Source organism: Providencia alcalifaciens, from assembly GCF_915403165.1.
GTDB classification, from domain to species: domain Bacteria; phylum Pseudomonadota; class Gammaproteobacteria; order Enterobacterales; family Enterobacteriaceae; genus Providencia; species Providencia alcalifaciens_C.
The window spans coordinates 83,901-108,414 of sequence record NZ_OU659204.1 but is presented as its reverse complement, the minus strand read 5'-3'; the positions used below and the strand labels follow the sequence as shown (position 1 = coordinate 108,414).

Sequence of the window (24,514 nt, the reverse complement as noted above, 5' to 3'; positions counted from 1 at the left end):
AGGGAAGGATAATACTATCTAGACTCGGAAGGATTATCTGCCTCATAGCATTTATCGTAATATTCAGTGATTTTACGCAAACGCCGTTTGTTATTCAAAACTCGAATAATAATTAATGTTCCATTTATCAAGGTACAAATGATCAAGAAGAAAACCAACATTGAACGGCAGACATATTCTGATAACACATCTTCATCCAAGCGCTCATGAACCACCACTTGTAATGTGCCATTGGCATCTGTCGAAATGTTCGTGATAACCCCTTCAACATCAAACGGGGTATTAATCAGAATGCTGGATAAACGCTTTAACTCGTACCATCGCTGAACCTGGTTCATTTCACTCAGTGAGCTTACTGGCATTAAATCTACCAACGGGCGGTTTTCATCGCTGATCAACAATACCCCACCCGGTGGTGGACTATTGAGTTTACGAACTTCCTTCTCAAGTTCTTTCTTGATGAAATCATATGTGGTGTCTTCAACTAAGTTTTCCAAGGCATCCGCACTTCCTGCACGTAATAAAACATGCGCACCACTTAATTTTCCTGAAGACGCTTTATTCACCAACGACGGCCAATCATCCGCACTTCCACCCAAGTTAGACAATGCGCTTTTGAGTTTAATGCAATGATCTTGTTGATCACACAACGCGTTGGTTTTTAATATTATTTCTGAAAAATCGAAAATAATATTCATCCCTGATTTCATAATTTCACGCTGTAATCTTGGGTTAATTCCCGCGGCATCTTTATCTGGATGCAATTGGTTCTTTACGCTATTCAATAAATCAATGGCTCGATTCACAATTTCAGACTGCGGCTCAGTAATCAGGTTAATATTATTCCAATACACACCCGAACAATCGAAAGGCACAAACAACGCTTGGTTGGCATCATTCAAATTAGGTGGGCGATAACACATCCCTATTCCCTTCGCTGATAATGTATCTCCAACTCTAATTTTACGCGCTGTTAAATCTGAAGGGTCAACAACACTGACTTTTTTCGCACCTTCAATCCACGCAAATCCTAATTTCACTGGCAAGCTGATCGACTGATAAGAAAACACCATCGCCAAAACAAGCAATGCACTGAAAAACATCAGCACATTCTTTTTAAATCGTTTATAGGGGTAATAGCGTTCCTCTTCATGAACTGAGAGATAACGACCATACCGCAGCACCTCTCCCGTCGAATAGAGGTCAATATTCGTAGGGTGGTTTAGCTCATATTTTAGGTAAGGGAGCCAATAGGAGGGGTAGTGTAGATCCACGCCCCCTATCGAAATGGTGGAAGAGTACTTTTTATCTAACTCTCCATACAGTTCCCAGCGTTTGGCTTGCCCATAAATACATTGCACATCTTGATAAGGTTTAGGAAAAAGGCGTAAACGGAATAATAAAAACATCCCAAGGATAAACACCGCCGCAGCTAATGTCAGCCCCCACCCTTGAAAAATGGGAATAGAAACAATCGTCAGATAGCCGATAAAAAAACTAAGGCTCACTACGATCGCCCCTAACCACCCTGAAGAATTATGTAGCCGATGCTCCTCTTTACTTTCCTTACGCATCTTCAACAATTGAATGGTGTTCGGTTCACCTTCATGGATATCAGCCTCAGGTTGAGGCCTAGGCTCCTCTGAAGGGACTTCCCATTCATAGCTAAATTCTTTCAACGAGTGGCTATTGAGAGCAACAATTAAAGGCAGGTGGTCCGTTTCCACAATTTCCATGACATTTTGTCGTTGTAAGAACGGTTCTAGCTGAGAAGGTAACTGAACTTCAATCGTATCAATAAAATAGCGCCAACCCTGCCCTTGCTCTTGACGCAAATTAAATCGCGTAATGGCATTGCAGATGGTGGCAACAGTGGCATTTTTTCGTATTTGCCATGCAGCTTGGGAAGGCGAATGAAGGTTTTTAGATGCACTGTGATTAAGATACTGGGTGATAGTCTGGAAATCAGACTCAATCATTTTTTTAAACGCGGGTGTCGCTAGAGAGGGTATTTGATAGACACTAGAACGCCGTCCCCGCCGGAAAAACAGAACGGAAACCATTATAATTAGGCTAGCTATGATCAGAGCCAGTATAATGACGGTGTTTAGCATTTTTTTCTCAACAGAATTGTCTACCTAAAAAGCATAGCAACGTAATGCTTTTTACTATATAAGCCAATTCCTATTCTCTTCCAGTTTTTGTTTTATTTTACAATATGTTGTAAATAAAATGTTTTACTTATTAATCAGTGCGATTTTCATAAGTAGATTATACTAACAGCATTTTCTCCACCCTATAATCTCTATCATTTTTTTTTGATATGCGTCATAGTTAAAGACAATGTATGCTTGCCCTCATGGATCCCATTCACCTGATTCGGAAATCGTTATGACAGAGTCAAAAAAACCAAAAATCCTGAATATTCAAGATATTGCTCAATCTAAACTATTCAGTATCCAATCTGTTGACCTCGAATTTAGTAATGGCGAAAAACGTGTTTATGAAAGAATGCGCCCTGCAAAGCGTGAAGCGGTTCTTATCGTCCCCATCATTGATGATCACCTGATTCTGATCCGTGAATATGCCGTTGGTATCGAAAACTATGAGCTAGGCTTCCCTAAAGGGGCTGTAGACCCAGGAGAAGTCCCTCTCGAGGCAGCTCAGCGCGAACTCAAAGAAGAAATCGGTTATGGGGCTCGCCAAATTACCCCTTTGGCAAAACTCACCATGTCCCCATCTTACTTTTCCAGCAAGATGAACATACTTATAGCTAACGACCTATTTAGCGAAAAACTTGAGGGGGATGAGCCAGAACCACTGCAACAAGTCAAATGGCCGATTGCACGTATGATGGAACTCCTCGACCACCCAGACTTCAATGAAGCCCGTAATATTAGCGCGTTGTTTTATGTAGAACGTTACTTAAAAAATAACGCGAAATAACGCCACATTGATATTCAATTTCTTCAATATCCTAAATAATTACACCCCATGCCAAACGGCGATGGGGTGCAGTTTATTTACGCTCAAAACAGCTCATTAGAATAGCTCTTGGCTGGCTCCATTTTCCGTTGAAATGGTCGTTCCAACCTCTTGTACCGCGCGCTCTTTCGGCTCAGTACCTTCAATAAAGTACTCACTACGAGAAGGTCCACCGGATGAGAGCTTACCTGTACGAGTATCAATAGTGACTGAAATAATTCCTTTTGGTGGTTGCATCGTTTTCACTGGGACACCGTCAAGGGCTGCTTTCATAAAGTCATCCCAAATCGGCTGAGCACTCTTCGCACCCGCTTCACCACCGCTTATTCCAGTACGGCCTAATGTGCGCTTGTTATCATCAAAACCAATCCATGCGGAAGCAACAATATCAGGGCCATAACCGGAGAACCACGCATCTTTCGAGCTATTCGTGGTTCCTGTTTTCCCGCCAATGTCTCGACGACCACCCAGATCACGACCCGCACGCCAACCCGTACCTGACCAACCTGGCTCGCCATAAATATTTGTCACCATCGCATCGCGGATTAAGAACGCCAGCGGTGTGCTAATAACATGCGGGGCATATTGGTCTTCAGGGCTCTGCTGTTCTGCTGCCGTAGACAAGGCCATTGTTGGCTCTTGTTCCACCACATTATTATTCGATTGAGTCACTTCCTCTGTTGCGTCTTCGCCTTCAGAATCACTCAGCGCAATCGTACGTGCCGTATCCCCATAAATGACCGGAATATTTGTACACTCTGGGCATGCAATTTTTGGTTTCGCTTCGAAAATCACTTCATCGCTGTGATTCTCAATCTTCAAAATATAGTAAGGATCTACAAGGTATCCCCCGTTCACCATCACGGCGTAACCACGCACCATTTGCATTGGGGTAAATGATGGAGCGCCCAGCGCCAACGCTTCTGTACGGTTAATATTCTCTTTCGGGAAACCAAAACGCGTTAAATAATCTGCGGCATAATCCACACCCATAGCGCGCATCGCACGAACCATCACCACGTTTTTCGATTCACCTAAGCCTTGGCGTAGACGAATAGGACCCGCATAGCGCGGTGGTGAGTTCTTCGGACGCCAATCTGAACCAGCCCCCGCATCCCAACGGCTAATCGGCACATCGTTGAGTAACGATGATAACGTTAAGCCTTTATCCATCGCCGCCGTGTACAAGAATGGCTTAATGTTTGAGCCCACTTGGCGCAATGATTGCGTCACGCGGTTAAATTCACTCATGTTAAAATCAAAACCACCCACAAGGGCTATCACCGCACCGTCATTCGGATTCAATGCAACAAATGCCGCGTTTACATCAGGGACTTGGGCTAACCACCAGCTATCTTTAACCTGACGAACCCAAATCTGCTCACCGGGCTGCACAACTTTGTTCACGGCAGATGGCGTACCACCTTGCTGGGTATCTGAAATAAATTTACGCGCCCAGCGCACACCCGCCATCGTAATTTGGATGTCCGAGCCATCCGCCAGCATCACTTTCGCATCGCTGCTGCTCGCCGAAATGACAACAGCCGGCACCAACGAACCGTAGTTCGGTAATTTTTTCAGTTTCTCCAGGATTTGCTCTTTATCCCATGCGGCTTGGCTTCCACTCCATAACACTTCCGCAGGGCCGCGATAACCATGGCGAATATCGTAATCTATCAAATTATTACGTACGGCTTCAGTCGCCGCTAACTGGTCTTTACGCACAACCGTGGTGTACACCTTATAACCATCGGTATAGGCATCTTCACCGTATTTTTCATACATCGTTTGGCGTGCCATTTCCGCTAAATAAGGTGCGGAAAAATCCACTTTGGGAGCGTGATAAGAGGCGACAATTTTTTCACTTTTCGCTTGCTCGTACTGGTCTTGCGTGATGTATTTTTCTTCTAACATCCGCATCAATACGACGTTACGGCGGTTAACTGCACGGTCATAAGAGTACAGCGGGTTGAATGTTGACGGCGCTTTCGGTAAACCGGCAATCATCGCCATTTCACTTAACGTCAACTCATTGACTGTTTTACCGAAATAAACATAAGCGGCAGCACCCACACCATAAGCACGGTTACCTAAATAAATTTTATTCAGGTACAGCTCCATAATTTCATCTTTGGTAAATAACTGTTCGATACGAATCGCCAAAAATGCCTCTTTTGCTTTACGCATCAAGGTTTTTTCTGGGCTTAAATAAAAGTTTCTCGCCAGCTGCTGAGTAATGGTACTCGCCCCTTGCGATGCATGACCCGATGAAGCCATTACAGTCACCGCACGGAAAATACCAATTGGATCAATACCGTGGTGCTCATAGAAGCGGCTATCTTCTGTTGCAATAAAGGCATGCACTAACATCGGAGGAATGTCAGTTAATGGCAATGGAATACGGCGTTTTTCACCATATTGGGCGATCAGTTCATTGTCTGCACTGAATACCTGCATTGGCGTTTGCAGACGAATGTCTTTCATTGTTGCGACATCAGGCAGCTCACCTTCGACATATTTGTACATGCCATAAATCGAGGCGCTTCCCAAAAAAATGCAACAGAAAACCAGAATTAAAAAATATTTTACGAACTTCACCGAAGAATTCCCATATGCAACTGACTGGCGGGTTTAGATATCACTGCTGCATAGTATAAAGCTTATACAGCACAATAGAAAACGTAATTTAATTGTTAATGATAAGGATATTATGTATGTATTCACCAAAATGGCACATCGGAATTGAGCTATCACAGCACCACATCCAGTTAGTTGCCGCAAAAAAACATCGCAAATTCTGGTCGTTATGTGAATGCTGGCAGCACGCACTACCCTTTGACAGCGCATTACATGCCCTTGATGAACACCGCGTAATTTTACGCAATATTCTGCAAAAATGGCGTCAGAAATTACCTAAAAATTGTTCTGTTTCTATTGCGTTACCCTCACTGAGGTCGCTACAAAAACAGGTCTCACTTTCCAACCAAATGAGCCTGCAACAACCAGAGCTGAGCTGGTATTTACAGACGCAAATTGACCAACTTTTCCCCATGCAAGCCCAAGAGCTTGCTGTAGATTATCGGATCATTGGGCAACAAGTTTACTTCAATGCCGCACGCCAATCTGATATTACCTTCTGGCAAGATTTGTTACTGGAGAGCGGCTATCACCTGCTTGCTGTAGATATCGCCCCCATCGCGCTGCGTTACCTTGCTCGGCATGCTCAGTTGCCTAATGAATGCTGGCTTGTTTACTATCGCCAAAACGAATGGTTCTGGTCAGGGCCTATCAGCCAACCTGCAAGTTATAGTCATATTCAACGCGATAACCCGAATCAAAATAGTCAATTAGTACACATTAACCAAATTCAATCCTTATTAACTGACGATCCTGAAGCCTTAAAATTACCGATTTACTGTATTAGTGACCACGATATTCAAGGCGTAGAGTATCAATGGGATTTACTGCAAGCTTTTCATCAATACCCCATCAAATTACCCCGTCAATTGGGGGATTTTGTCATTGCCGCGGGGCTGGCTCTGCGTCATGGGGATCTTTAGTATGTATCAGGTTAACTTCCTACCTTGGCGAACCAATAAGCTCACTCGCCAGCGACGCTATTTTTTAATGGTGACGGGGGGCAGCTGTATTTCCGTCATCATTATCTTTGGCTATTTAGTCAGTTTGCTTCTAACGGATATATCACAAGCCCGCTTATACCTTACCGCTCAGCAGCAACATCAACAGCATATTGAACAGCTAAAGACACAATTACAAACCCAGCAACAGCAGCTAGCAAAATTCACACATCAGCAAAATCAGCGTCAATCCTACGCGCAACATAACCATGCCTTACTCAACCTATTAAGGTCGCTATCCAATCTCACGCCACCTAAAAGCTGGCTATCCACCTTCCAGCTACGTGAAGGTCGCTTAGAAATCAAAGCACTCAGTTATCGCTTTCAAGACCTGAATTTGCTGTTAACTCAATTTAGCCAAACACCTCAGGTCGATAACGTGCAATTGCGCACGTTACGGCGGGTTGCTGCCATTAACCAACTGCACCTGATTGCCGATTATCGAGGTGTCGTTGATGAATAATCACTTTGCTGCCTTTTGGTATCGCCCCCTTTGGCAACAATACCTTATGATACCGTTGGTTTTGGTGGTGAGCATTACCGCTGGCTATACCTTCATTTGGCAAGACAAGCAAAATCAATGGGCATATTTACAACAAAACAGCTCTGCCTTGCACCTACAAAACCAAGCCAGTAGCCAGTTTTTCGCCCAAAATCCGACTCGCGTTTGGCTAGAACAGGAACTCGCTTCATTCCCTTCTAATGAGGAAATTACCTTAGATCCTCAGTTCTTTGTTCTTCACTTACAGCAGCTCATTGCGAATAACAATGTTGTCTTAAATCAGCTTCAGCCATCGGATCCGCTGAATTCTCAGTACCAACTTGAGATCCAAGGGAAATTTAAGGATCTCCTCGAATTTATGCAATCACTCACTCATACACTCCCACAGCAATATTGGCAATTTTCTGATGTCATTTTGACGGCTAAAAATCAGCAACTGACCGCCAATTTATCGCTCTCATTTATCAAGGATGAACAACCTAATGAGTAACACTAATTTTTTTGTCCCCTTATTAATGTTAATGCTATGCAGCTCTTTCTTCGGGTATGCCCAAACACCCCGAGACCCTTTTGAACCCATATCCCCAACAGAAGAAGATACCCAGCTCTTAGAAACCATCATTCCACCTAAAGCACCGGAAATAGTCCTCACTGAAAAAATTTTTCCTTTAGTCTCTATCGATGCTCAAACCGTTCATCAACAACTCACGGAACCTAACATGCGCCTACTATCCGATAAAGGCATTGCCCACTTTGATGCTGCCACCAACAGTTTGATCATCACTGACACCAAGGAACGTTTGGCATTAATTGAAACATGGCTTGTTCAAAAAGATATTCCCCAGCAGCAAGTGCAAATCACGGCCCACATCATCAGCAGTTCACGCACAGCTTTACAAGCATTAGGTTTAGAGTGGGGAATGCTAGGAGAGTCAGCGACTGATGGGCACCACAGCCGCTATAACCGTTACAGCAGCCAATCAGGTCAGATGGCATTGAATGTATTACGGCTCGGAGAAGGCTTACTTGAAATGAAGCTTAACGCCCTAGAAAAAGAAAATTTACTGTCAATTATTGCCAGCCCGCGTTTGGTGGCATCCCACAAACAGCCCGCTAGCATCCAACAAGGCAGCGAAATTCCCTATGTCACCACCTCCGATAAAAAAAGCCACGTTCAGTTTAAAGATGCGGTATTAGGTATGGAAGTCACACCTACCATTGCCCGAGATGACAGAATCGAAATGGTATTAAAAATCAGCCATAACTCTCCAGATACCGCGCTCACTATCAATCCAAACCAACATCTCGCCATCAATAAACAAGAAATTGCGACCTCAGTGACTATCAAAAATAATAACACCTTAATACTGGGCGGTATTTTTCAACAAAAACAAGAAAAAACAGATTCAGGCATCCCGTTTCTCTCACAAATTCCGCTATTAGGAAGTTTATTTATCAATAAGACACAGCATGTTGATAAGCGTGTTTTACTGGTATTTATTACACCAAAACTTATTAAGATTTAGCGTAAAAAATAACGCCTATACATTCAATTAGTTGAATGTTTAATTCCTCAAAGTGCCGTGAAATTATTACTTTTTGTGCCATAAACCTACCGGATAAATTTGACGCTGAGGACGTTTTAGCATACAAGGTTATCCATTGAGTGTTCTAACTATCGGTAGATGCAAGAACAAACTATCAGCCGCTTATAAAATAGCTACAGAAATTTTGCTTTATAATTAATAGGTTCCATTCATTTAGTGGAATAAACAACCTGTTAATAAGCTCGCTAAACAGTGCATTATGTAATGTAGACGGCTCAAATATATAGAAACCCGCAACGAAGAATATGGCACTTTGTTTTCTAAGTGCCATATTTATATAGTTGCAATTCAGGTTGATGTATTGAGATAATTTTCTTATCTGATCTCACATCATCACTTATGAGGTTTCAGTTTAGGTCCCGCCGCTAATTCGATTGGCGGGGCGGGTGATCATTAACGAATAATCGTAGTAATACCAAAAAACATGGCAGAGAAACGCAATATCTTTCTGGTTGGACCAATGGGAGCCGGAAAAAGCACTATTGGTCGTCAGTTAGCTCAACAGCTTAATATGGAGTTCTTTGACTCCGATCACGAGATTGAAAAACGTACTGGCGCAGATGTAGGTTGGGTATTCGACCTAGAAGGTGAAGAAGGCTTTCGCGATCGCGAAGAGAAAGTCATCAATGAACTCACTGAAAAGCAAGGCATTGTCTTAGCGACAGGTGGTGGCTCCGTTAAATCTAAAGAGACGCGTAACCGCTTGTCCGCTCGTGGGGTTGTCGTGTATCTCGAAACCACCATTGAAAAGCAATTATCCCGCACACAACGCGATAAAAAACGTCCGCTTTTACAAGTGGATGAGCCTGCTCGTGAAGTTTTAGAAAAATTAGCCGATGAACGCAATCCTATGTATGAAGAGATAGCGGATATAACAATTCATACTGATGAGCAAAGCGCAAAAGTTGTTGCCAACCAAATCATTGAAATGTTAGAAAAAAACTAATTTTTATACATCAGAAGTCATGAATTCAAGGTAAAGCAAGATGGAAAAAGTCACTGTTACTCTGGATGAACGCAGTTATCCAATCAATATTGCACCCGGTTTGTACCAAGAAAAGGATGCATTTTGGCCACTAACTGCGGGTCAGCGAGCAATGATAGTGACTAACGAAACTCTCGCTCCGCTTTACCTACATAAGATCCAAACTGTTCTTGAAGCCTCAGGTGTCAAAGTCGATTCCATCGTCTTACCTGATGGCGAACAGTACAAATCTTTATTCATCATGAATGATGTTTTTACGGCATTACTCGAAAAGCACCATAACCGTGACACGACCCTCATCGCCCTTGGTGGGGGAGTAATCGGTGACTTAACTGGATTCGCAGCAGCCAGCTATCAACGTGGCGTACGCTTCATTCAAGTTCCTACTACGTTACTCTCCCAAGTGGACTCTTCGGTTGGTGGAAAAACCGCCGTTAACCACCCTTTGGGGAAAAATATGATCGGGGCATTTTATCAACCGGCATCCGTCGTGATTGACCTCGATTGTTTAAAAACCTTACCTAAACGTGAACTTTCTTCTGGCCTGGCCGAAGTCATTAAATACGGCATCATTCTTGATGGTGAATTTTTTAGCTGGTTGGAAAAAAATATCGATGCCTTAATGGCATTAGATAACCAAGCCATGGCGTACTGCATTCGCCGTTGTTGCGAGCTGAAAGCGCAAGTGGTCGCCGCCGATGAAAAAGAAACCAGCGGGCTACGTGCACTATTAAATTTAGGGCATACCTTTGGTCATGCTATCGAAGCTGAAATGGGCTACGGCGTATGGCTTCATGGAGAAGCTGTCGCTGCTGGTATGGTCATGGCTGCAAAAACCGCTGAACTGATTGGCCAATTTACCCCTGAACAAACAGAACGCATCATCGCCCTTTTAAAACGCGCCGAGCTACCTGTTACTGGGCCTGCAAAAATGCAACCTGACGACTATTTACCTCACATGATGCGAGATAAAAAAGTCATGGGAGGCAAATTGCACCTTATCCTTCCAACCACTATCGGCAGTTCAGAAATGCGTTCCGATGTGGATGCCTCAACGGTAATTACCGCTATTTCGGCTTGTATGCCATAAATCATTACTGAACTAAGTAAAAAGCATTAATTGGCTCCTGAATATTTTCAGGGGTTTTAAAATGTTACTGGCAGATATCAACTAAAGCCGTTAAATTATACGCACGCCTAGCACCTATAACGAGTAACGAAGTAAGGTGGTCGCAATCTCATTGAAATTGGAATGAAATTGCTAAACAATCTATTCTTTAAAAGTGAGCAGAAGCAATTGCTTAGTCGTGAACAGGTCGTAATGATAAGAGACATTTTATCTCTACACAGGCGAACTAATTTCGGGAGAGGAAAATGGACGAATTTAAACCAGACAATCAGCCTCAGGTGCAGAATGATTTAAGGCCTGATACATCAGATAGACCAACCGGACGTGCGCGTCCTGCTGCGGCAGCTAAGCCAAAAATTGCGTTATCACGTCAACACATCATGATCGGTGTCGGCGTTTTAGTGCTGCTTCTGCTGATCATTGCAATCAGTTCCGCATTAAAAGCACCAACAGAACATGAGAAATTACAAAATGATAGCGCTAATCAGCGTAATATCGATTTATCAGGTTCTTCATCACTGACCAACTCAGATACTCAATCCACAACGCAACCGCAAACGAGCCAAGCGCAAGAGTTAAATGGTCAGCAAATTAACCCAATGCCAACTCAAGCTGACACTCAGACCCAACAAAATGGTCTTGGTGAACGTATTGAAATTCCGGGTGATGTTGCCGATGCTCTCAACCAAGGCCAAAACCTGCCATCTGAAAGCACCACTACGCCACCACAAAATGTGACACCGTTGACGCCTCCACAAGTAAAACCTGTGGAAAAACAGCCAACAGTTAAACCCGTCACACCAGAGAAAACGCAACCAAAAGCGACTAAGCCTGTTGAACAAAAACAACCTGCTCAGCCAAAAACAACCACTAAGCCTGCAACTAGCACAAGCCAAAGTGGTAGTACCGTTGCTGCACCATCTGGAAGCTATACATTACAATTAAGTAGCGCAAGTCGTTCAGATACACTGGAAGCTTTCGCAAAAGAGAATAAACTTGCTAACTATCAAGTGTATAAAACCATTCGTAATGGCCAAACTTGGTATGTACTGATCCACGGAAATTACAGCTCAGTGAGCGAAGCAAAAAATGCAATTGCAGCCTTACCTGCCGCAGTGCAAGCGAAAAAACCGTGGGTGCGTAATATGAAACAAGTTAAACAGGATCAAAAATAACAACGTTTTTCCCCGGGCGCATAATGTTGTCCTGAAAGAGCCGCCAAGTGGCGGCTCTTAAACGATTGTAATAATAAGACGGCATGAAAAAAAAACGCGCTTTTTTAAAATGGGCTGGGGGTAAATACCCGCTTGTGGACGAGATCAAAAAATATCTTCCACAAGGAGATTGCTTAATAGAACCTTTTGTTGGTGCAGGATCGGTGTTTTTAAATACCAATTACGATTCGTACGTGCTTGCGGACATTAACAGTGATCTCATCAACCTCTACAACACGGTTAAATATCGCTCTGATGCTTTTATCGAAGAAGCTCAGCAACTGTTCACACCTGAATTTAATACCTCTGAACAGTATTATTTAATGCGCCAAGCCTTTAACCAATCAGATGACCCTGCTAAACGTAGCATTCTCTTTTTGTATCTTAACCGCCACTGTTATAACGGGCTATGCCGCTATAACTTAAGCGGTGAATTCAATGTGCCTTTCGGGCGCTATAAGAAACCCTATTTTCCGAAAGATGAATTACTGTGGTTTGCTGAAAAAGCCCAGAAAGCGACCTTTGTCACGCAGTCTTACAGCAAAACATTGCTCGACGCTCAAGATGGCTCAGTTATCTACTGCGATCCGCCTTATGCACCTCTGTCTGATACGGCTAACTTTACGGCCTATCACACCAATGCCTTTAGTGCGCAAGAGCAACAGAATCTGGCTTTTTTGGCACATAAGTTGTCATCTGAGCGCAAGATCCCAGTTCTTATCTCAAATCATGAGACCCCAGTGACCCGAGAGTGGTATTATCAAGCACAGTTACATACCGTAAAAGTGCGTCGCACCATTAGTAGAAATATTTTGAACCGCGCCAAAGTCAACGAGCTTTTGGCTTTATATGCGGGAGCATCTAAAAAACTATAGGTGCTATCAGATAACGACGAATAATCGGAGACAATTATGAAAGATTTTCTCATTGCCCCATCTATTTTATCTGCTGACTTTGCACGTTTAGGCGAAGATACCGCCAAAGTTCTTGCTGCGGGTGCAGACATTGTCCATTTCGATGTGATGGACAACCACTATGTACCGAACCTCACGTTCGGGGCACCAATCTGTAAAGCCCTGCGCAATTACGGTATCACCGCCCCGATTGATGTTCACTTAATGGTTAAACCGGTCGATCGCATTATCCCGGATTTCGCTAAAGCGGGTGCGACCCACATAAGCTTCCACCCAGAAGCCAGCGAACATATCGATAGAACCTTACAACTCATCAAAGAGAATGGTTGTACCGCAGGCCTGGTATTTAACCCAGCGACCCCGCTTAGCTATTTAGATTATGTGATGGATAAAGTCGATATGATCCTGCTGATGTCGGTTAACCCAGGATTCGGCGGTCAATCGTTTATCCCACAAACCCTGAACAAATTGCGCCAAGTTCGTAAAATGATTGACGAAAGTGGTTATGATATTCGTTTAGAGGTCGATGGTGGCGTGAAGGTCAATAACATTGCAGAAATTGCTGCAGCAGGTGCAGACACCTTCGTTGCTGGCTCCGCGATTTTTGATAGGCCTGATTACAAAAAAGTCATCGATGAAATGCGCCAAGAATTGAAAAAGGTATCTCAATGACATATGCGGTTTTAGAAAGTATTAAAGCGATTGCGTTTGATTTGGATGGAACCCTTGTTGACAGCGCCGGCGGTTTAGCCGACGCCATCGACAAAACCCTCGAAGAGCTAAATCTACCACCAGCAGGCAAAGAGCGTGTCTCCATCTGGGTAGGCAACGGCGCTGATATGCTTGTAGAGCGTGCGCTAGAATGGGCGGGTATGACGGTCTCGCCTGAGCTGAAAAAACAAGCTCGCATCCGCTTCGATGAACATTATGCAACTACCGTTAATACCGGTAGCCAGCTGTTCCCTGAGGTCAAAGAGACCCTAGAAACCATTGCGAAACACAACTTGCCAATGGCGATTGTGACCAACAAACCAACCCCATTTGTAGCGCCATTACTCGAAAAGCTGGGCATCGATAGCTACTTTTCATTAGTACTTGGTGGCGATGATGTAGTAAAAACCAAACCGCACCCAGCGCCACTCTATTTAACAATGGGTCAGTTCGGTTTACGCAAAGAAGAATTGCTTTTTGTCGGTGATTCCCGTAATGATATTATCGCAGCCCACAATGCTGGCTGCCCAAGTGTAGGGTTAACCTACGGCTACAACTATGGTGAATCAATCGCAATTACCGAGCCTGACTACGTGTTAAGCCACTTTTCTGAGCTACTCTCCGTTATTGATTTATCAAAATAAAATCCCCAATAATTCGGGTCACCAACGGTGTGACTCGAAACTTAATAGGGTATAAAAATACTACAAGGACATACAAAGAAATGAGCACACCCACTGAGAAATCTAAACAACCCCAGAAACCTATTGTATTCAGCGGCGCACAGCCTTCCGGTGAATTAACCATCGGTAACTACATGGGTGCGTTACGTCAGTGGGTTAAGATGCAAGATGATTATGATTGCATCTACTGTATCGTTGACCAACACGCGATCACTGTTCGCCAAGACCCAACCGAACTGCGTAAAAGAACCCTCGATACATTAGCGCTCTACTTAGCCTGCGGTATTGATCCGAAGAAAAGCACCATTTTTGTTCAGTCACATGTGCCACAACATGCACAACTGAGCTGGGCATTAAACTGCTACACCTATTTCGGCGAACTAAGCCGCATGACCCAGTTCAAAGACAAATCTGCTCGCCACTCAGAAAACATCAACGCGGGTCTGTTTGACTACCCAGTTCTGATGGCTGCCGATATTCTGGTTTATCAAACTAACCAAGTTCCTGTTGGAATTGACCAGAAACAGCACCTTGAACTGAGCCGCGATATTGCTCAGCGCTTCAATGCCATTTACGGGGATATTTTCACCGTACCAGAGCCATTTATCCCAACTGATGGCGGCGCACGCGTGATGGCATTACAAGAGCCAACCAAGAAAATGTCTAAATCTGATGACAACCGCAATAACGTGATTGCGCTGTTGGAAGATCCGAAATCCGTTGTGAAGAAAATCAAACGCGCAATGACCGACTCTGAAGAGCCACCACGTATTTGCTACGATATTGAAAATAAAGCAGGTGTTTCTAACCTGTTAGATATCCTTGCTGGCGTAACAGGCAAAAGCGTGAAAACGCTAGAAGCCGAGTTTGAAGGCCAAATGTACGGCCATCTGAAAGGTGCAGTGGCTGAAGCAGTTTCTGATATGCTGACTAACTTACAAGCTCGTTACCATGAGTTCCGCAACAATGAAGCACTGCTGAACCAAATTATGGATGAAGGCGCAACTAAAGCAGCAGCCCGCGCACAAGAAACCTTAGACAAGGTTTACGATGCAATCGGCTTTGTAAAACGTCCACAGCTGTAATCTTACATCGCTATTCAATAGCAAAAAGCCAATTAACTTTCTCACGGTTAATTGGCTTTTATTTTATCTGTAGTCCACTTACTTCGCAGTGTACAACTTACCGTCTTTAATCAGCCCCTGCTTTAATAGCTCGCCATCTTGCCCACGCTCTTCAAGAACACCTTCCGCGACTCCATTCACAAAACTCGTTTTAAGATGCAGATTATTCTTTGGTGTGTCGTAGTAGGATTTATAATCGCCGTTGAGTCGGTCATTGCTATATCCCATCTCGGTATCTAAATTCCCATTAGGGTGGTAAGACTTAATGATGCCATCCACTTTGCAATTTTTTATAGGGATAAACATTTTCGGCTGACCATTTTTATAATAAACCGTAATACTCTTATCTAAGCAGTTGTTTTTCACCCACGATTTAAACTGAATGGCACCATTTCCATAACGTTCGATATAGTCCCCATCCGGTGCCCCTTCAGGAATGTCCAGCTCTGGCATTCTCAAGCTTTCTAGCTCTTTAAACTCTTCTAACTGGATGCCATTGTTGTCATACTGAGTTACTGGTTGAGAAAGGCAACCAGCCAACATGAAGGCAACAGAAAATACCATGGCGATATTAATAGTTTTCATAACAATCCTTTTAACGGAATCACAGGTTCACTCGGAGACATCATACCAATTTAGTATCCCTGATCGTTCATGTTTAAGATGAATAAATGAAGAGGAACGCTCCGATTTTGGCTAATCCGAAGCATACTAGAAACCGACATTTAACTCACTCCACAATGGTTTCATTGTTCTATTTTCAGAACAATCAAACCTATTTTTGCCTCTACTCACCCTGCTTTGACTCTTCTATTATTGGTTTATCGAAATGATTAGTTCATAAATAAAACCAGTTTGGAGTCTCTCCATGAAAAAGATTATTGGTATTTATCAATCCCCACGTAGCCACTGGGTTGGTGATGGTTTCCCTGTTCGCTCGATGTTTAGTTATAGCAACCACGGGAAATACCTGAACCCATTCTTACTGTTGGACAGAGCGGGTCCACACAGTTTCCCTGCTTCAGAAGGGGATAATCGTGGAGTTGGTGAGCATCCACATAAAGGCTTTGAAACGGTCACTATCGTGTATGACGGCGAAGTGGCTCACCACGACTCTACCGGAGAAGGCGGCGTTATCGGACCCGGTGATGTACAGTGGATGACAGCGGCATCAGGAATACTTCATCAAGAATATCAGTCTGATAACTTTATGAAAAATGGCGGAACCTTAGATATGGTTCAACTGTGGGTGAACTTACCCGCAAAAGATAAACTAGCCGCACCGGGTTACCAATTGCTGACTCGCGATGCTATCCCAACCATTAGCTTGCCGAATGAGGCGGGAACACTGCGGGTCATTGCGGGAGACTATCTAGGCAATACAGGTGCCGCTCGCACATTTACCGCCCTTGATGTTTGGGATCTACGTCTGAATAAAGGAAAAGTCGTGGGATTGCCAACTAAGACCGGTCGCAATGTTGGACTGGTGATGTTGAAAGGCAGCTTATTTGTGGATGGCCATACCGCATTGAATGAAGGTGAGTTGATGATCCTTGATGCTACTGATAGCAATGTGCTGTTAGAAGCGACTACCGATGAAGCCTTAGCGCTACTGCTCAGCGGGGATCCTATCGATGAGCCTGTAGTAGGATATGGCCCATTTGTGATGAATACTAGCCAAGAAATCAACGAAGCCGTGAATGATTTTAATAGCGGTAAATTTGGCCGGATCCCGAATGCTAGCTAACTATAAAGTCCTCTGAATTTTTCAGGGGACTCTATTTTTCCTCAGCCGCCATATTCTCTGCCAAATAAGTTAGAAATAACTGAACTGCGGGTAACAACCCTTTACGCGAAGGGTATACTGCATGAATAATATCTTCTGGAAATTGCCATTGTGGCAACACCTCCACCAGCTCCCCACTTTTTAACTCTTTTTCAACGACTCCCTGTGGTAAACGCGCAATTCCTAGCCCCCTAACCGCAGCACGGTATAACGTTAAAATATCGGTGGTTGCTAGCTTGGGAGTGACATGCACCGTCACACTCAGCTCATCACTGTTTTTTAAAGATAGGGTGTAACGCTGTGAATGCTCCGTATTGGCAAGAACTGGATAATCCACCAGCTGTTCAGGGGTTGATGGTTCCCCTTTTTCACTGAGTACGCTTGGATTTGCAACTAAGATCCGCCGAGAATACCCCAACACTTTCATCATCATCCCTGAATCATCAAGGGGTAATGAACGTACTCGTAATGCCAAATCCAGCCCTTCGCTGATCACATCGACAGGGCGATTAACTGCCAGAATTTGCACGTCGATATCAGGGTATTTCTCCATAAAATCAATCAGTAAATCCTGCAAATACACTTGCAGTAAGGTCACAGGGCAAGAGAGTTTAATGGTGCCTTTGGGGTGGGTTTGTACTGAACATATCAGTTCATGGGCAATATCTGCTTCTTCCACGACATTTTTACATTGCTGATAAAAAACTTGCCCAATGTCAGTGACATGAAATTGCCGGGTTGACCGATAAATCAATGAAACATTCAGTTTCTGTTCTAAGTCGGCAATACGACGACTAAGTTTTGATTTTGGGATCCCAAGCGCCGCACCCGCTTGAGAAAAGCCACCATGTTCAACGACTTTAACGAAATAATAGAGGTCATTTAAATCGTACTGCATGTTGTTTTCCTCAACCCTAATGACTGTGATAAACCATCAGCCGCGTCGACCAAATAAGCGGTGGCTAAACTCTTCAATTTTATGATGCTCTAACCGATTTTGCATCGTCAGGCTCCAACTCGCCGATAGCCCCGCCGCAGACAATAATCGACGGTACAACTCTTCATCATACGGCGCATGGAAGGCTATCATAATCGCCTCTTGCATCGAGATATCACTATTACGGCTCAATAGTTTAAGTGGGGTATCCGCACCGACACTACCACCTTTAATCACTCGATATAACCAACCACAGCGACCTTCGTCCTGCATCACTTGAGCAAAATTTTCCACCCCCGTTAACCCATTGAGTTTATAGCAAGGGGAACGTGGTTGAGTGACTTGAATGCGTGCATCCCCCCAAGCATAAATATCACCGATAAAGACGTTTTCTTCAGTCATTCCTTGGGTTGACAGGTTTTCACCAAAAGCGGAAGGCAGGAATAAATCCTCTAATTGCGGGTATCGTTGTCGCCAAAATTCATAATGCTCTTGCGGGTAATGGCACAGCGCTCTATCAGGCCCACCATGAAAACGCGTTTCTGCTTGTTCATCCCCTTCAATTCCTAAGCTATTTAAGGTTAATACCCCATCCACGGCTCGCTTATGAATCGCACTCACGCCACAATGGGCTGTGCTTTGAATGGTACCAATAAAAACTTGAGGATGTATTTTCACCGTTTTGCTCCCGATAACCCCACCAGAAAGAGTTTTCATCATAAAGAATGACCATAGAGATAACAACGTTACACAAGCGGCAAAAACAAAAAAACGCGGCTCCTAAGAACCGCGCTTATCAAAAAATCAGTTAGCAAAAAAATTACTTGGTTTTTTCTGCAAAACGTTTTGCTGCTTCATCCCAATTCACAACTGACCAGAATGCTTTGATATAGTCAGGGCGACGGTTTTGGAATTTCAGGTAATAAGCGTGTTCCCAAACATCTAAACCAATGATCGGATAACCTGAAGTACCAGAAATAGCTTCACCCATTAATGGGTTATCTTGGTTTGCTGTAGAAACCACGGCCAGCTTGCCATCATCTTTTAAGACTAACCATGCCCAACCAGAACCGAAGCGTGTCGCAGCGGCTTTTTCAAACAGGTCTTTAAACTCATCAACGCTACCGAAATCACGCTCAATCGCTGATTTCAATTCGCCTTTTAATTCAGTATTTAATTTTAACCCTTTCCAGAACAGGCTATGGTTTGAGTGGCCACCTGCGTTGTTACGTACAAAAGTACGTTGGTCCGCAGGGATTTGGTCTAGTTTTTGGATTAACACATCAATATCTAAACCCGCCAGTTCAGGCAGTTTTTCTAAAGCGGTATTGGTGTTATTCACGTAGGTTTGGTGGTGCTTGGTGTGATGGATTTCCATGGTTTGTTTATCAAAATGAGGTTCCAGCGCATCGTAAGCATAAGGTAAAGCAGGTAATGTGTAACTCATATTGTTTGTCTCCAGTGACTTATCTTTCTACCTCACAGACTGAATTAGGATTTCAGTAACTGCGTGTTTTTAACCACGCTCCCATTATAGTTATTTTAGTGTTAATGAAAATCATTATCATATCCATGTGAATTATGTGGATTCTTCCAACAACTATCATCAATAGATTATTCAGTAACTAATACCACTATAGTTCATCTTTGTTTTTCTTTAATTCTAATGTTAGTTATATTTTTGAATTTTTATTTCAATCATGGATTTAGCATCAAATGATCATACTGCAAATCCCATTACTATTAATACGTGATCTTCCGCTCAAAAGAAAAACAAAATAACCATCCATACTTCAGTTAACTGTTTTTTGACATACTATTAACATCTGCAAGGAGATAATAATATGACACAAATAACTAAACATTCCGTTCCTGCTAATATTGCTAAAAATGCCCTGATAAACGAACAACAGTATAACGATGAGTACCAACGCTCGATTCAAGACCCCGAAGGATTTTGGGGCGAAAAAGGGAAAATCGTTGATTGGATTAAACCTTACACTCGCGTTAAGAACACCTCATTCGACCCAGGACACGTCAATATCCGCTGGTTCGAAGATGGCACCTTAAACCTGAGCGCTAACTGTTTAGACCGTCACCTAGCCACTCGTGGCGACCAAACCGCTATCATCTGGGAAGGTGATGACCCAACCCAATCAAAAAATATTACTTACCGTGAGCTGCACCATGATGTATGCCAGTTCGCTAACGTTCTGAAGAAGCAAGGCATCCGCAAAGGGGATGTCGTCGCTATCTATATGCCAATGGTGGTTGAAGCCGCTGTCGCGATGCTAGCATGTGCGCGTATCGGCGCTATCCATACCGTTATCTTTGCGGGATTCTCCCCTGAGGCTGTCTCTGGGCGCGTTATTGACTGTAAAGCCAAGCTTATCGTCACCTCCGATGAAGGCTTGCGAGCAGGTCGCGCAATCCCACTGAAAAAGAACGTGGACGATGCACTGCAAAACCCACAAGTCACTACCGTCACGAATGTGATTGTTTATCGCCGTACAGGTAATGCACCAAGCTGGGTTGAAGGCCGTGACCTTTGGTGGCACGACGTTATCCAAGGCGTAAGCGCTGATTGCCCACCGGAAGAGATCAATGCAGAAGATCCGCTGTTTATTCTCTACACTTCCGGCTCCACGGGTAAACCTAAAGGGGTTCTCCACACCACAGGCGGTTATCTGGTCTATGCAACGCTGACATTCAAATACACCTTTGATTATCATGAAAATGAAGTCTACTGGTGTACGGCGGATGTGGGTTGGGTAACGGGTCACAGCTACCTGCTTTATGGACCGTTATCTAATGGCGCAAAAACCTTAATGTTCGAAGGTGTGCCAAACTACCCAGCGGTTAACCGTATGGCTCAAGTCGTTGATAAGCACCAAGTCAATATCCTGTATACCGCACCAACCGCTATTCGTGCACTGATGGCTGAAGGTGATAAAGCGATTGAAGGTACCCAGCGCGATTCTCTACGTATTTTGGGGTCGGTCGGTGAGCCAATCAACCCAGAAGCGTGGGAATGGTTCTACAAGAAAATGGGGAATAGCCGCTGCCCAGTGGTTGATACATGGTGGCAAACAGAAACTGGTGGCTTCATGATCACGCCGCTGCCGGGTGCGACAATGTTAAAACCTGGCTCAGCAACATTACCTTTCTTTGGTGTTCGTCCTGCATTGGTTGATAACCTTGGTGAGCCTATCGATGGTGCAACGGAAGGTAATTTAGTTATTGTGGATTCTTGGCCGGGTCAAGCTCGTACCCTATTTGGTGACCATGAACGTTTCGAACAAACCTATTTCTCTACCTTTAAAGGCATGTACTTTAGTGGTGATGGTGCGCGTCGTGATGAAGATGGCTATTACTGGATAACCGGTCGTGTTGATGATGTTCTGAATATTTCAGGTCACCGCTTAGGGACTGCAGAAATTGAATCCGCCCTCGTTTCACATCCGAAAGTTGCTGAAGCTGCCGTCGTGGGTATTCCTCATAGCATCAAAGGGCAGGCAATCTACGCCTATGTCACTTTGATTTCTGGCGAGGAGCCATCCCCAGAGTTGTACACAGAGGTGCGTAATTGGGTTCGTAAAGAAATTGGCCCGATTGCCACGCCAGATGTTTTACATTGGACTGATTCTTTACCGAAAACGCGTTCCGGTAAGATTATGCGCCGTATCCTACGAAAAATTGCATCAGGTGATACCAGTAATTTTGGAGATACTTCCACACTGGCAGATCCAGGTGTTGTCGAAAAACTGCTCGAAGAAAAACAGTCAATGAGTATCTCGTAGCTATATAAATAGTTGTGTAGATAGCTCATGGCACTACAGGTCGCCTACGGGCGACCTAAAATCAATACTCAGCATCACTCAATCAGCAGAAAATAGAGTCTGACCGAATACCCAGTTAATTCCTTGGGTAGCCATGTGTCGCCCTAAAATCTGCCTTTGAGCTATCAGAGTATGCCAATAATACAATAACAGAGGAGAACTCTGATGAATGCTACTGCTTACGAAAAGGTCGAGGCGAACCCTCTCTTTCAAGAATTAGTGAGAAAACGTAGTCGCTTTTCATGGTTGTTATCTGCAATAACGTTAGTTCTGTATGTTGGTTTTATCTTTCTTATCGCGTTTGATCCAAGTTGGCTAGGTACCCCAATCGCTGAAGGTTCCTACATCACCCGCGGTATTCCTGTGGGCGTTGGGCTAATTGTGATCTCATTTATCTTAACGGGTTTATATGTCATTCGAGCTAATAGCGAATTTGACCGCTTAACCGCTGAAATCTTAAAAGAGGTAGAAAAATGAAAGTCTTGCTCTCACTTATTCTGTTTTTTACCTCGTCAATGGCGTTCGCTGATGCCCTGACAGGCAATGTTGAGCGTCAACCAATCAATATTCAAGCAATCGTGATGTTCTTGCTGTTTGTGGGCTTTACGCTCTATATCACTTACTGGGCTTCAAAGAGAACTCGCTCTCGCTCTGATTATTATACTGCCGGCGGAAAAATTACAGGTTTCCAAAATGGAATGGCGATTGCGGGTGACTTTATGTCCGCCGCCTCATTCTTAGGGATCTCCGCACTGGTTTATACTTCGGGCTATGATGGGCTTATCTACTCCATCGGTTTCTTAATTGGCTGGCCAATTATTCTGTTCTTAATTGCTGAGCGCTTACGAAATTTAGGTCGCTATACTTTTGCGGACGTGGCGTCATATCGATTACAACAAAGACCTATCCGCATTCTTTCAGCAGTAGGTTCTTTAGTTGTAGTCGCTCTGTACCTAATCGCTCAGATGGTTGGGGCAGGAAAGCTGATTGAGCTGTTATTTGGGCTTAACTACCACATTGCCGTCGTGATTGTTGGGATATTGATGGTGCTGTATGTTCTATTCGGTGGGATGCTCGCAACGACATGGGTACAGATCATCAAAGCCATTTTGTTACTCGCAGGCGCAACCTTCATGGCTGTTATGGTCATGAAACATGTCGGCTTCAACTTCAATACATTATTTAAAGAAGCCGTTGAAGTACATAAGAATGGTATCGCTATTATGAGCCCCGGAGGACTGGTTTCTGACCCAATATCCGCCTTGTCTCTTGGGCTAGCCTTGATGTTCGGTACAGCAGGTTTACCTCACATCATCATGCGCTTCTTCACCGTTAGTGATGCAAAAGAAGCCCGTAAAAGTGTGTTCTACGCAACTGGATTTATCGGTTACTTCTACATTCTGACATTTATCATCGGTTTCGGAGCTATCGTTCTGGTTAGCTCAAACCCTGACTTTAAAGATGCAGCTGGTGCCTTAATCGGTGGTACCAACATGGCAGCGGTACACCTTGCTGATGCCGTGGGTGGAAACTTCTTCCTTGGGTTTATCTCTGCAGTTGCTTTCGCCACCATTCTTGCGGTTGTTGCTGGTTTAACGTTGGCGGGGGCATCTGCGGTTTCCCACGACCTGTATGCGATGGCGATTAAAAATGGTAAAGCCGATGAACGTGATGAATTGCGTGTATCAAAAATTACTGTTGTGATCCTCGGCTTTGTAGCGATTGGCTTAGGGATTTTGTTCGAGAAACAAAATATTGCCTTCATGGTGGGCTTGGCCTTCTCTATTGCAGCAAGCTGTAACTTCCCAATTATCTTGCTATCAATGTATTGGAGCAAGTTAACCACGCGGGGAGCTCTTGCAGGTGGTTGGTTAGGCTTGATAACCGCAGTCGTACTCATGATCTTAGGTCCAACAATCTGGGTGACTATTCTGCATCATGAAAAACCAATTTACCCGTACGAATATCCAGCCATTTTCTCTATGCTTGTGGCATTTGTTGCTTCATGGCTATTCTCTGTTACGGATAATTCAGAGCAAGGTAAGATGGAGAGATCTCGATTTAAAGAACAGTTTATTCGCTCTCAAATTGGTCTTGGTATAGAGCAAGGCAAATCCCACTAAATTAATATTTTCCCCCTGAAAAACGACTCTTTGAGTCGTTTTTTTATTTCCAAAAAATAACAATGAGTTAATTTAATATTATAGAAAATATTTACCTCATTTATAATAAACACAATAATGATAGGCAATTGAAACTAAGCTTATATAATAAAAACATAATGAACAATAATTACTTATATCAAAATAAAAATAAAATATAACAATGAAATTATTAGATAACTAACACTTTGTTTTTATATAAATATAAATTTATTTTCCATAAAAAAATAACCATTAATACAATTCTATTAAAAATTATTGCATTTTTAACCTTGCTAGTTTTATGGATTAGAACTAT

22 protein-coding genes are annotated in these 24,514 nt (G+C 43.6%); 16 read left to right on the top strand and 6 right to left on the bottom strand.

Features of this window, described 5'->3' with window-relative positions; all coding sequences use genetic code 11:
* Nucleotides 1-14: 14 nt before the first annotated feature.
* A complete protein-coding gene (locus LDO73_RS00465) occupies nt 15-2,114 on the bottom strand; it encodes an IgaA/UmoB family intracellular growth attenuator (protein ID WP_224059712.1) in 2,100 nt (699 codons plus the stop codon).
* A 277-nt stretch (nt 2,115-2,391) separates the two neighbouring features.
* On the opposite strand from LDO73_RS00465, the gene nudE reads away from it, so the two are divergent.
* Nucleotides 2,392-2,946, top strand: coding sequence for an ADP compounds hydrolase NudE (gene nudE, locus LDO73_RS00460; RefSeq protein ID WP_224059711.1), 555 nt, complete (start codon nt 2,392-2,394; stop codon nt 2,944-2,946).
* Between the two features lie 96 nt (nt 2,947-3,042).
* On the opposite strand, the gene mrcA is transcribed toward nudE, so the two are convergent.
* A complete protein-coding gene (gene mrcA / locus LDO73_RS00455) occupies nt 3,043-5,583 on the bottom strand; it encodes a peptidoglycan glycosyltransferase/peptidoglycan DD-transpeptidase MrcA (protein WP_224059710.1) in 2,541 nt (846 codons plus the stop codon).
* A gap of 116 nt (nt 5,584-5,699) precedes the next feature.
* Here mrcA and pilM point away from each other — a divergent pair, with 116 nt between their 5' ends.
* The 11 genes from pilM (at nt 5,700) to trpS (ending at nt 15,453) form a co-directional block, all read left to right on the top strand.
* A complete protein-coding gene (gene pilM, locus LDO73_RS00450; protein ID WP_224059709.1) occupies nt 5,700-6,545 on the top strand; it encodes a pilus assembly protein PilM in 846 nt (281 codons plus the stop codon).
* 1 nt (nt 6,546) lies between these two features.
* The gene (locus LDO73_RS00445) at nt 6,547-7,086 is read left to right on the top strand and encodes a PilN domain-containing protein (RefSeq protein ID WP_224059708.1); all 540 of its coding nucleotides are present in this window, start codon (nt 6,547-6,549) and stop codon (nt 7,084-7,086) included.
* Nucleotides 7,079-7,615 carry a hypothetical protein gene (locus tag LDO73_RS00440; protein ID WP_224059707.1) on the top strand — a complete coding sequence of 179 codons (537 nt, stop codon included), beginning with the start codon at nt 7,079-7,081 and terminating at the stop codon, nt 7,613-7,615. Before LDO73_RS00445 ends, LDO73_RS00440 begins: the two co-directional genes overlap by 8 nt.
* Nucleotides 7,608-8,651, top strand: a complete 1,044-nt coding sequence (locus tag LDO73_RS00435; RefSeq protein ID WP_224059706.1) for a transporter — start codon at nt 7,608-7,610, stop codon at nt 8,649-8,651. The genes LDO73_RS00440 and LDO73_RS00435 overlap by 8 nt, the downstream gene beginning before the upstream one ends.
* Before the next feature lie 505 nt (nt 8,652-9,156).
* Nucleotides 9,157-9,678 (top strand): shikimate kinase AroK, encoded by a 522-nt coding sequence (aroK, locus tag LDO73_RS00430; RefSeq protein WP_036950109.1) that lies wholly within the window; start codon nt 9,157-9,159, stop codon nt 9,676-9,678.
* Between the two features lie 40 nt (nt 9,679-9,718).
* Nucleotides 9,719-10,807: a 3-dehydroquinate synthase gene (gene aroB / locus LDO73_RS00425; RefSeq protein ID WP_224059705.1), complete on the top strand. Its 1,089-nt coding sequence runs from the start codon at nt 9,719-9,721 to the stop codon at nt 10,805-10,807.
* Nucleotides 10,808-11,091: 284 nt separating this feature from the next.
* Complete coding sequence (locus LDO73_RS00420; RefSeq protein ID WP_036950113.1) at nt 11,092-12,021, top strand: SPOR domain-containing protein; 930 nt, start codon at nt 11,092-11,094, stop codon at nt 12,019-12,021.
* Between the two features lie 83 nt (nt 12,022-12,104).
* Complete coding sequence (gene dam / locus LDO73_RS00415; protein ID WP_224059704.1) at nt 12,105-12,935, top strand: adenine-specific DNA-methyltransferase; 831 nt, start codon at nt 12,105-12,107, stop codon at nt 12,933-12,935.
* 36 nt (nt 12,936-12,971) lie between these two features.
* The gene (gene rpe, locus LDO73_RS00410; RefSeq protein ID WP_224059703.1) at nt 12,972-13,646 is read left to right on the top strand and encodes a ribulose-phosphate 3-epimerase; all 675 of its coding nucleotides are present in this window, start codon (nt 12,972-12,974) and stop codon (nt 13,644-13,646) included.
* Nucleotides 13,643-14,329, top strand: a complete 687-nt coding sequence (locus tag LDO73_RS00405; protein ID WP_224059702.1) for a phosphoglycolate phosphatase — start codon at nt 13,643-13,645, stop codon at nt 14,327-14,329. The genes rpe and LDO73_RS00405 overlap by 4 nt, the downstream gene beginning before the upstream one ends.
* Before the next feature lie 80 nt (nt 14,330-14,409).
* Nucleotides 14,410-15,453: a tryptophan--tRNA ligase gene (trpS, locus tag LDO73_RS00400; RefSeq protein WP_224059701.1), complete on the top strand. Its 1,044-nt coding sequence runs from the start codon at nt 14,410-14,412 to the stop codon at nt 15,451-15,453.
* Nucleotides 15,454-15,531: 78 nt separating this feature from the next.
* Here the strand turns inward: trpS and LDO73_RS00395 are convergent, their stop codons facing one another.
* A complete protein-coding gene (locus tag LDO73_RS00395; protein ID WP_224059700.1) occupies nt 15,532-16,077 on the bottom strand; it encodes a toxin-antitoxin system YwqK family antitoxin in 546 nt (181 codons plus the stop codon).
* A gap of 283 nt (nt 16,078-16,360) precedes the next feature.
* Between LDO73_RS00395 and LDO73_RS00390 the strand changes: the two genes are divergently transcribed.
* The gene (locus LDO73_RS00390; protein ID WP_224059699.1) at nt 16,361-17,239 is read left to right on the top strand and encodes a pirin family protein; all 879 of its coding nucleotides are present in this window, start codon (nt 16,361-16,363) and stop codon (nt 17,237-17,239) included.
* A gap of 31 nt (nt 17,240-17,270) precedes the next feature.
* On the opposite strand, the gene LDO73_RS00385 is transcribed toward LDO73_RS00390, so the two are convergent.
* The 3 genes from LDO73_RS00385 to sodA all read right to left on the bottom strand — a co-directional run bounded on the left by LDO73_RS00385 (nt 17,271) and on the right by sodA (nt 19,662).
* On the bottom strand, nt 17,271-18,176 hold the full coding sequence (locus LDO73_RS00385; RefSeq protein ID WP_224059698.1) for a LysR substrate-binding domain-containing protein: 906 nt from the start codon (nt 18,174-18,176) through the stop codon (nt 17,271-17,273).
* Between the two features lie 36 nt (nt 18,177-18,212).
* Nucleotides 18,213-18,935 carry a 6-hydroxyaminopurine reductase gene (gene yiiM, locus LDO73_RS00380; RefSeq protein ID WP_423810863.1) on the bottom strand — a complete coding sequence of 241 codons (723 nt, stop codon included), beginning with the start codon at nt 18,933-18,935 and terminating at the stop codon, nt 18,213-18,215.
* Between the two features lie 100 nt (nt 18,936-19,035).
* Nucleotides 19,036-19,662 (bottom strand): superoxide dismutase [Mn], encoded by a 627-nt coding sequence (gene sodA / locus LDO73_RS00375; RefSeq protein WP_224059697.1) that lies wholly within the window; start codon nt 19,660-19,662, stop codon nt 19,036-19,038.
* A gap of 397 nt (nt 19,663-20,059) precedes the next feature.
* Here sodA and acs point away from each other — a divergent pair, with 397 nt between their 5' ends.
* The 3 genes from acs (at nt 20,060) to actP (ending at nt 24,177) form a co-directional block, all read left to right on the top strand.
* The gene (gene acs / locus LDO73_RS00370) at nt 20,060-22,015 is read left to right on the top strand and encodes an acetate--CoA ligase (RefSeq protein WP_224059696.1); all 1,956 of its coding nucleotides are present in this window, start codon (nt 20,060-20,062) and stop codon (nt 22,013-22,015) included.
* A gap of 204 nt (nt 22,016-22,219) precedes the next feature.
* A complete protein-coding gene (locus tag LDO73_RS00365; RefSeq protein WP_006657420.1) occupies nt 22,220-22,531 on the top strand; it encodes a DUF485 domain-containing protein in 312 nt (103 codons plus the stop codon).
* On the top strand, nt 22,528-24,177 hold the full coding sequence (gene actP, locus LDO73_RS00360; RefSeq protein ID WP_224059695.1) for a cation/acetate symporter ActP: 1,650 nt from the start codon (nt 22,528-22,530) through the stop codon (nt 24,175-24,177). Before LDO73_RS00365 ends, actP begins: the two co-directional genes overlap by 4 nt.
* Nucleotides 24,178-24,514: the final 337 nt, after the last annotated feature.

Bases quoted from the DNA above. Each gene is read 5' to 3' on its own strand.
- LDO73_RS00420 (WP_036950113.1), top strand. From the start codon at position 11,092: ATGGACGAATTTAAACCAGACAATCAGCCTCAGGTGCAGAATGATTTA.
- LDO73_RS00395 (WP_224059700.1), bottom strand. From the start codon at position 16,077: ATGAAAACTATTAATATCGCCATGGTATTTTCTGTTGCCTTCATGTTG.
- sodA (WP_224059697.1), bottom strand. From the start codon at position 19,662: ATGAGTTACACATTACCTGCTTTACCTTATGCTTACGATGCGCTGGAA.
- LDO73_RS00445 (WP_224059708.1), top strand. From the start codon at position 6,547: ATGTATCAGGTTAACTTCCTACCTTGGCGAACCAATAAGCTCACTCGC.
- LDO73_RS00390 (WP_224059699.1), top strand. From the start codon at position 16,361: ATGAAAAAGATTATTGGTATTTATCAATCCCCACGTAGCCACTGGGTT.
- actP (WP_224059695.1), top strand. From the start codon at position 22,528: ATGAAAGTCTTGCTCTCACTTATTCTGTTTTTTACCTCGTCAATGGCG.
- aroB (WP_224059705.1), top strand. From the start codon at position 9,719: ATGGAAAAAGTCACTGTTACTCTGGATGAACGCAGTTATCCAATCAAT.
- dam (WP_224059704.1), top strand. From the start codon at position 12,105: ATGAAAAAAAAACGCGCTTTTTTAAAATGGGCTGGGGGTAAATACCCG.
- nudE (WP_224059711.1), top strand. From the start codon at position 2,392: ATGACAGAGTCAAAAAAACCAAAAATCCTGAATATTCAAGATATTGCT.
- LDO73_RS00385 (WP_224059698.1), bottom strand. From the start codon at position 18,176: ATGCAGTACGATTTAAATGACCTCTATTATTTCGTTAAAGTCGTTGAA.
- LDO73_RS00440 (WP_224059707.1), top strand. From the start codon at position 7,079: ATGAATAATCACTTTGCTGCCTTTTGGTATCGCCCCCTTTGGCAACAA.
- LDO73_RS00465 (WP_224059712.1), bottom strand. From the start codon at position 2,114: ATGCTAAACACCGTCATTATACTGGCTCTGATCATAGCTAGCCTAATT.
- pilM (WP_224059709.1), top strand. From the start codon at position 5,700: ATGTATTCACCAAAATGGCACATCGGAATTGAGCTATCACAGCACCAC.
- LDO73_RS00365 (WP_006657420.1), top strand. From the start codon at position 22,220: ATGAATGCTACTGCTTACGAAAAGGTCGAGGCGAACCCTCTCTTTCAA.
- LDO73_RS00435 (WP_224059706.1), top strand. From the start codon at position 7,608: ATGAGTAACACTAATTTTTTTGTCCCCTTATTAATGTTAATGCTATGC.
- yiiM (WP_423810863.1), bottom strand. From the start codon at position 18,935: ATGATGAAAACTCTTTCTGGTGGGGTTATCGGGAGCAAAACGGTGAAA.
- trpS (WP_224059701.1), top strand. From the start codon at position 14,410: ATGAGCACACCCACTGAGAAATCTAAACAACCCCAGAAACCTATTGTA.
- rpe (WP_224059703.1), top strand. From the start codon at position 12,972: ATGAAAGATTTTCTCATTGCCCCATCTATTTTATCTGCTGACTTTGCA.
- aroK (WP_036950109.1), top strand. From the start codon at position 9,157: ATGGCAGAGAAACGCAATATCTTTCTGGTTGGACCAATGGGAGCCGGA.
- acs (WP_224059696.1), top strand. From the start codon at position 20,060: ATGACACAAATAACTAAACATTCCGTTCCTGCTAATATTGCTAAAAAT.
- LDO73_RS00405 (WP_224059702.1), top strand. From the start codon at position 13,643: ATGACATATGCGGTTTTAGAAAGTATTAAAGCGATTGCGTTTGATTTG.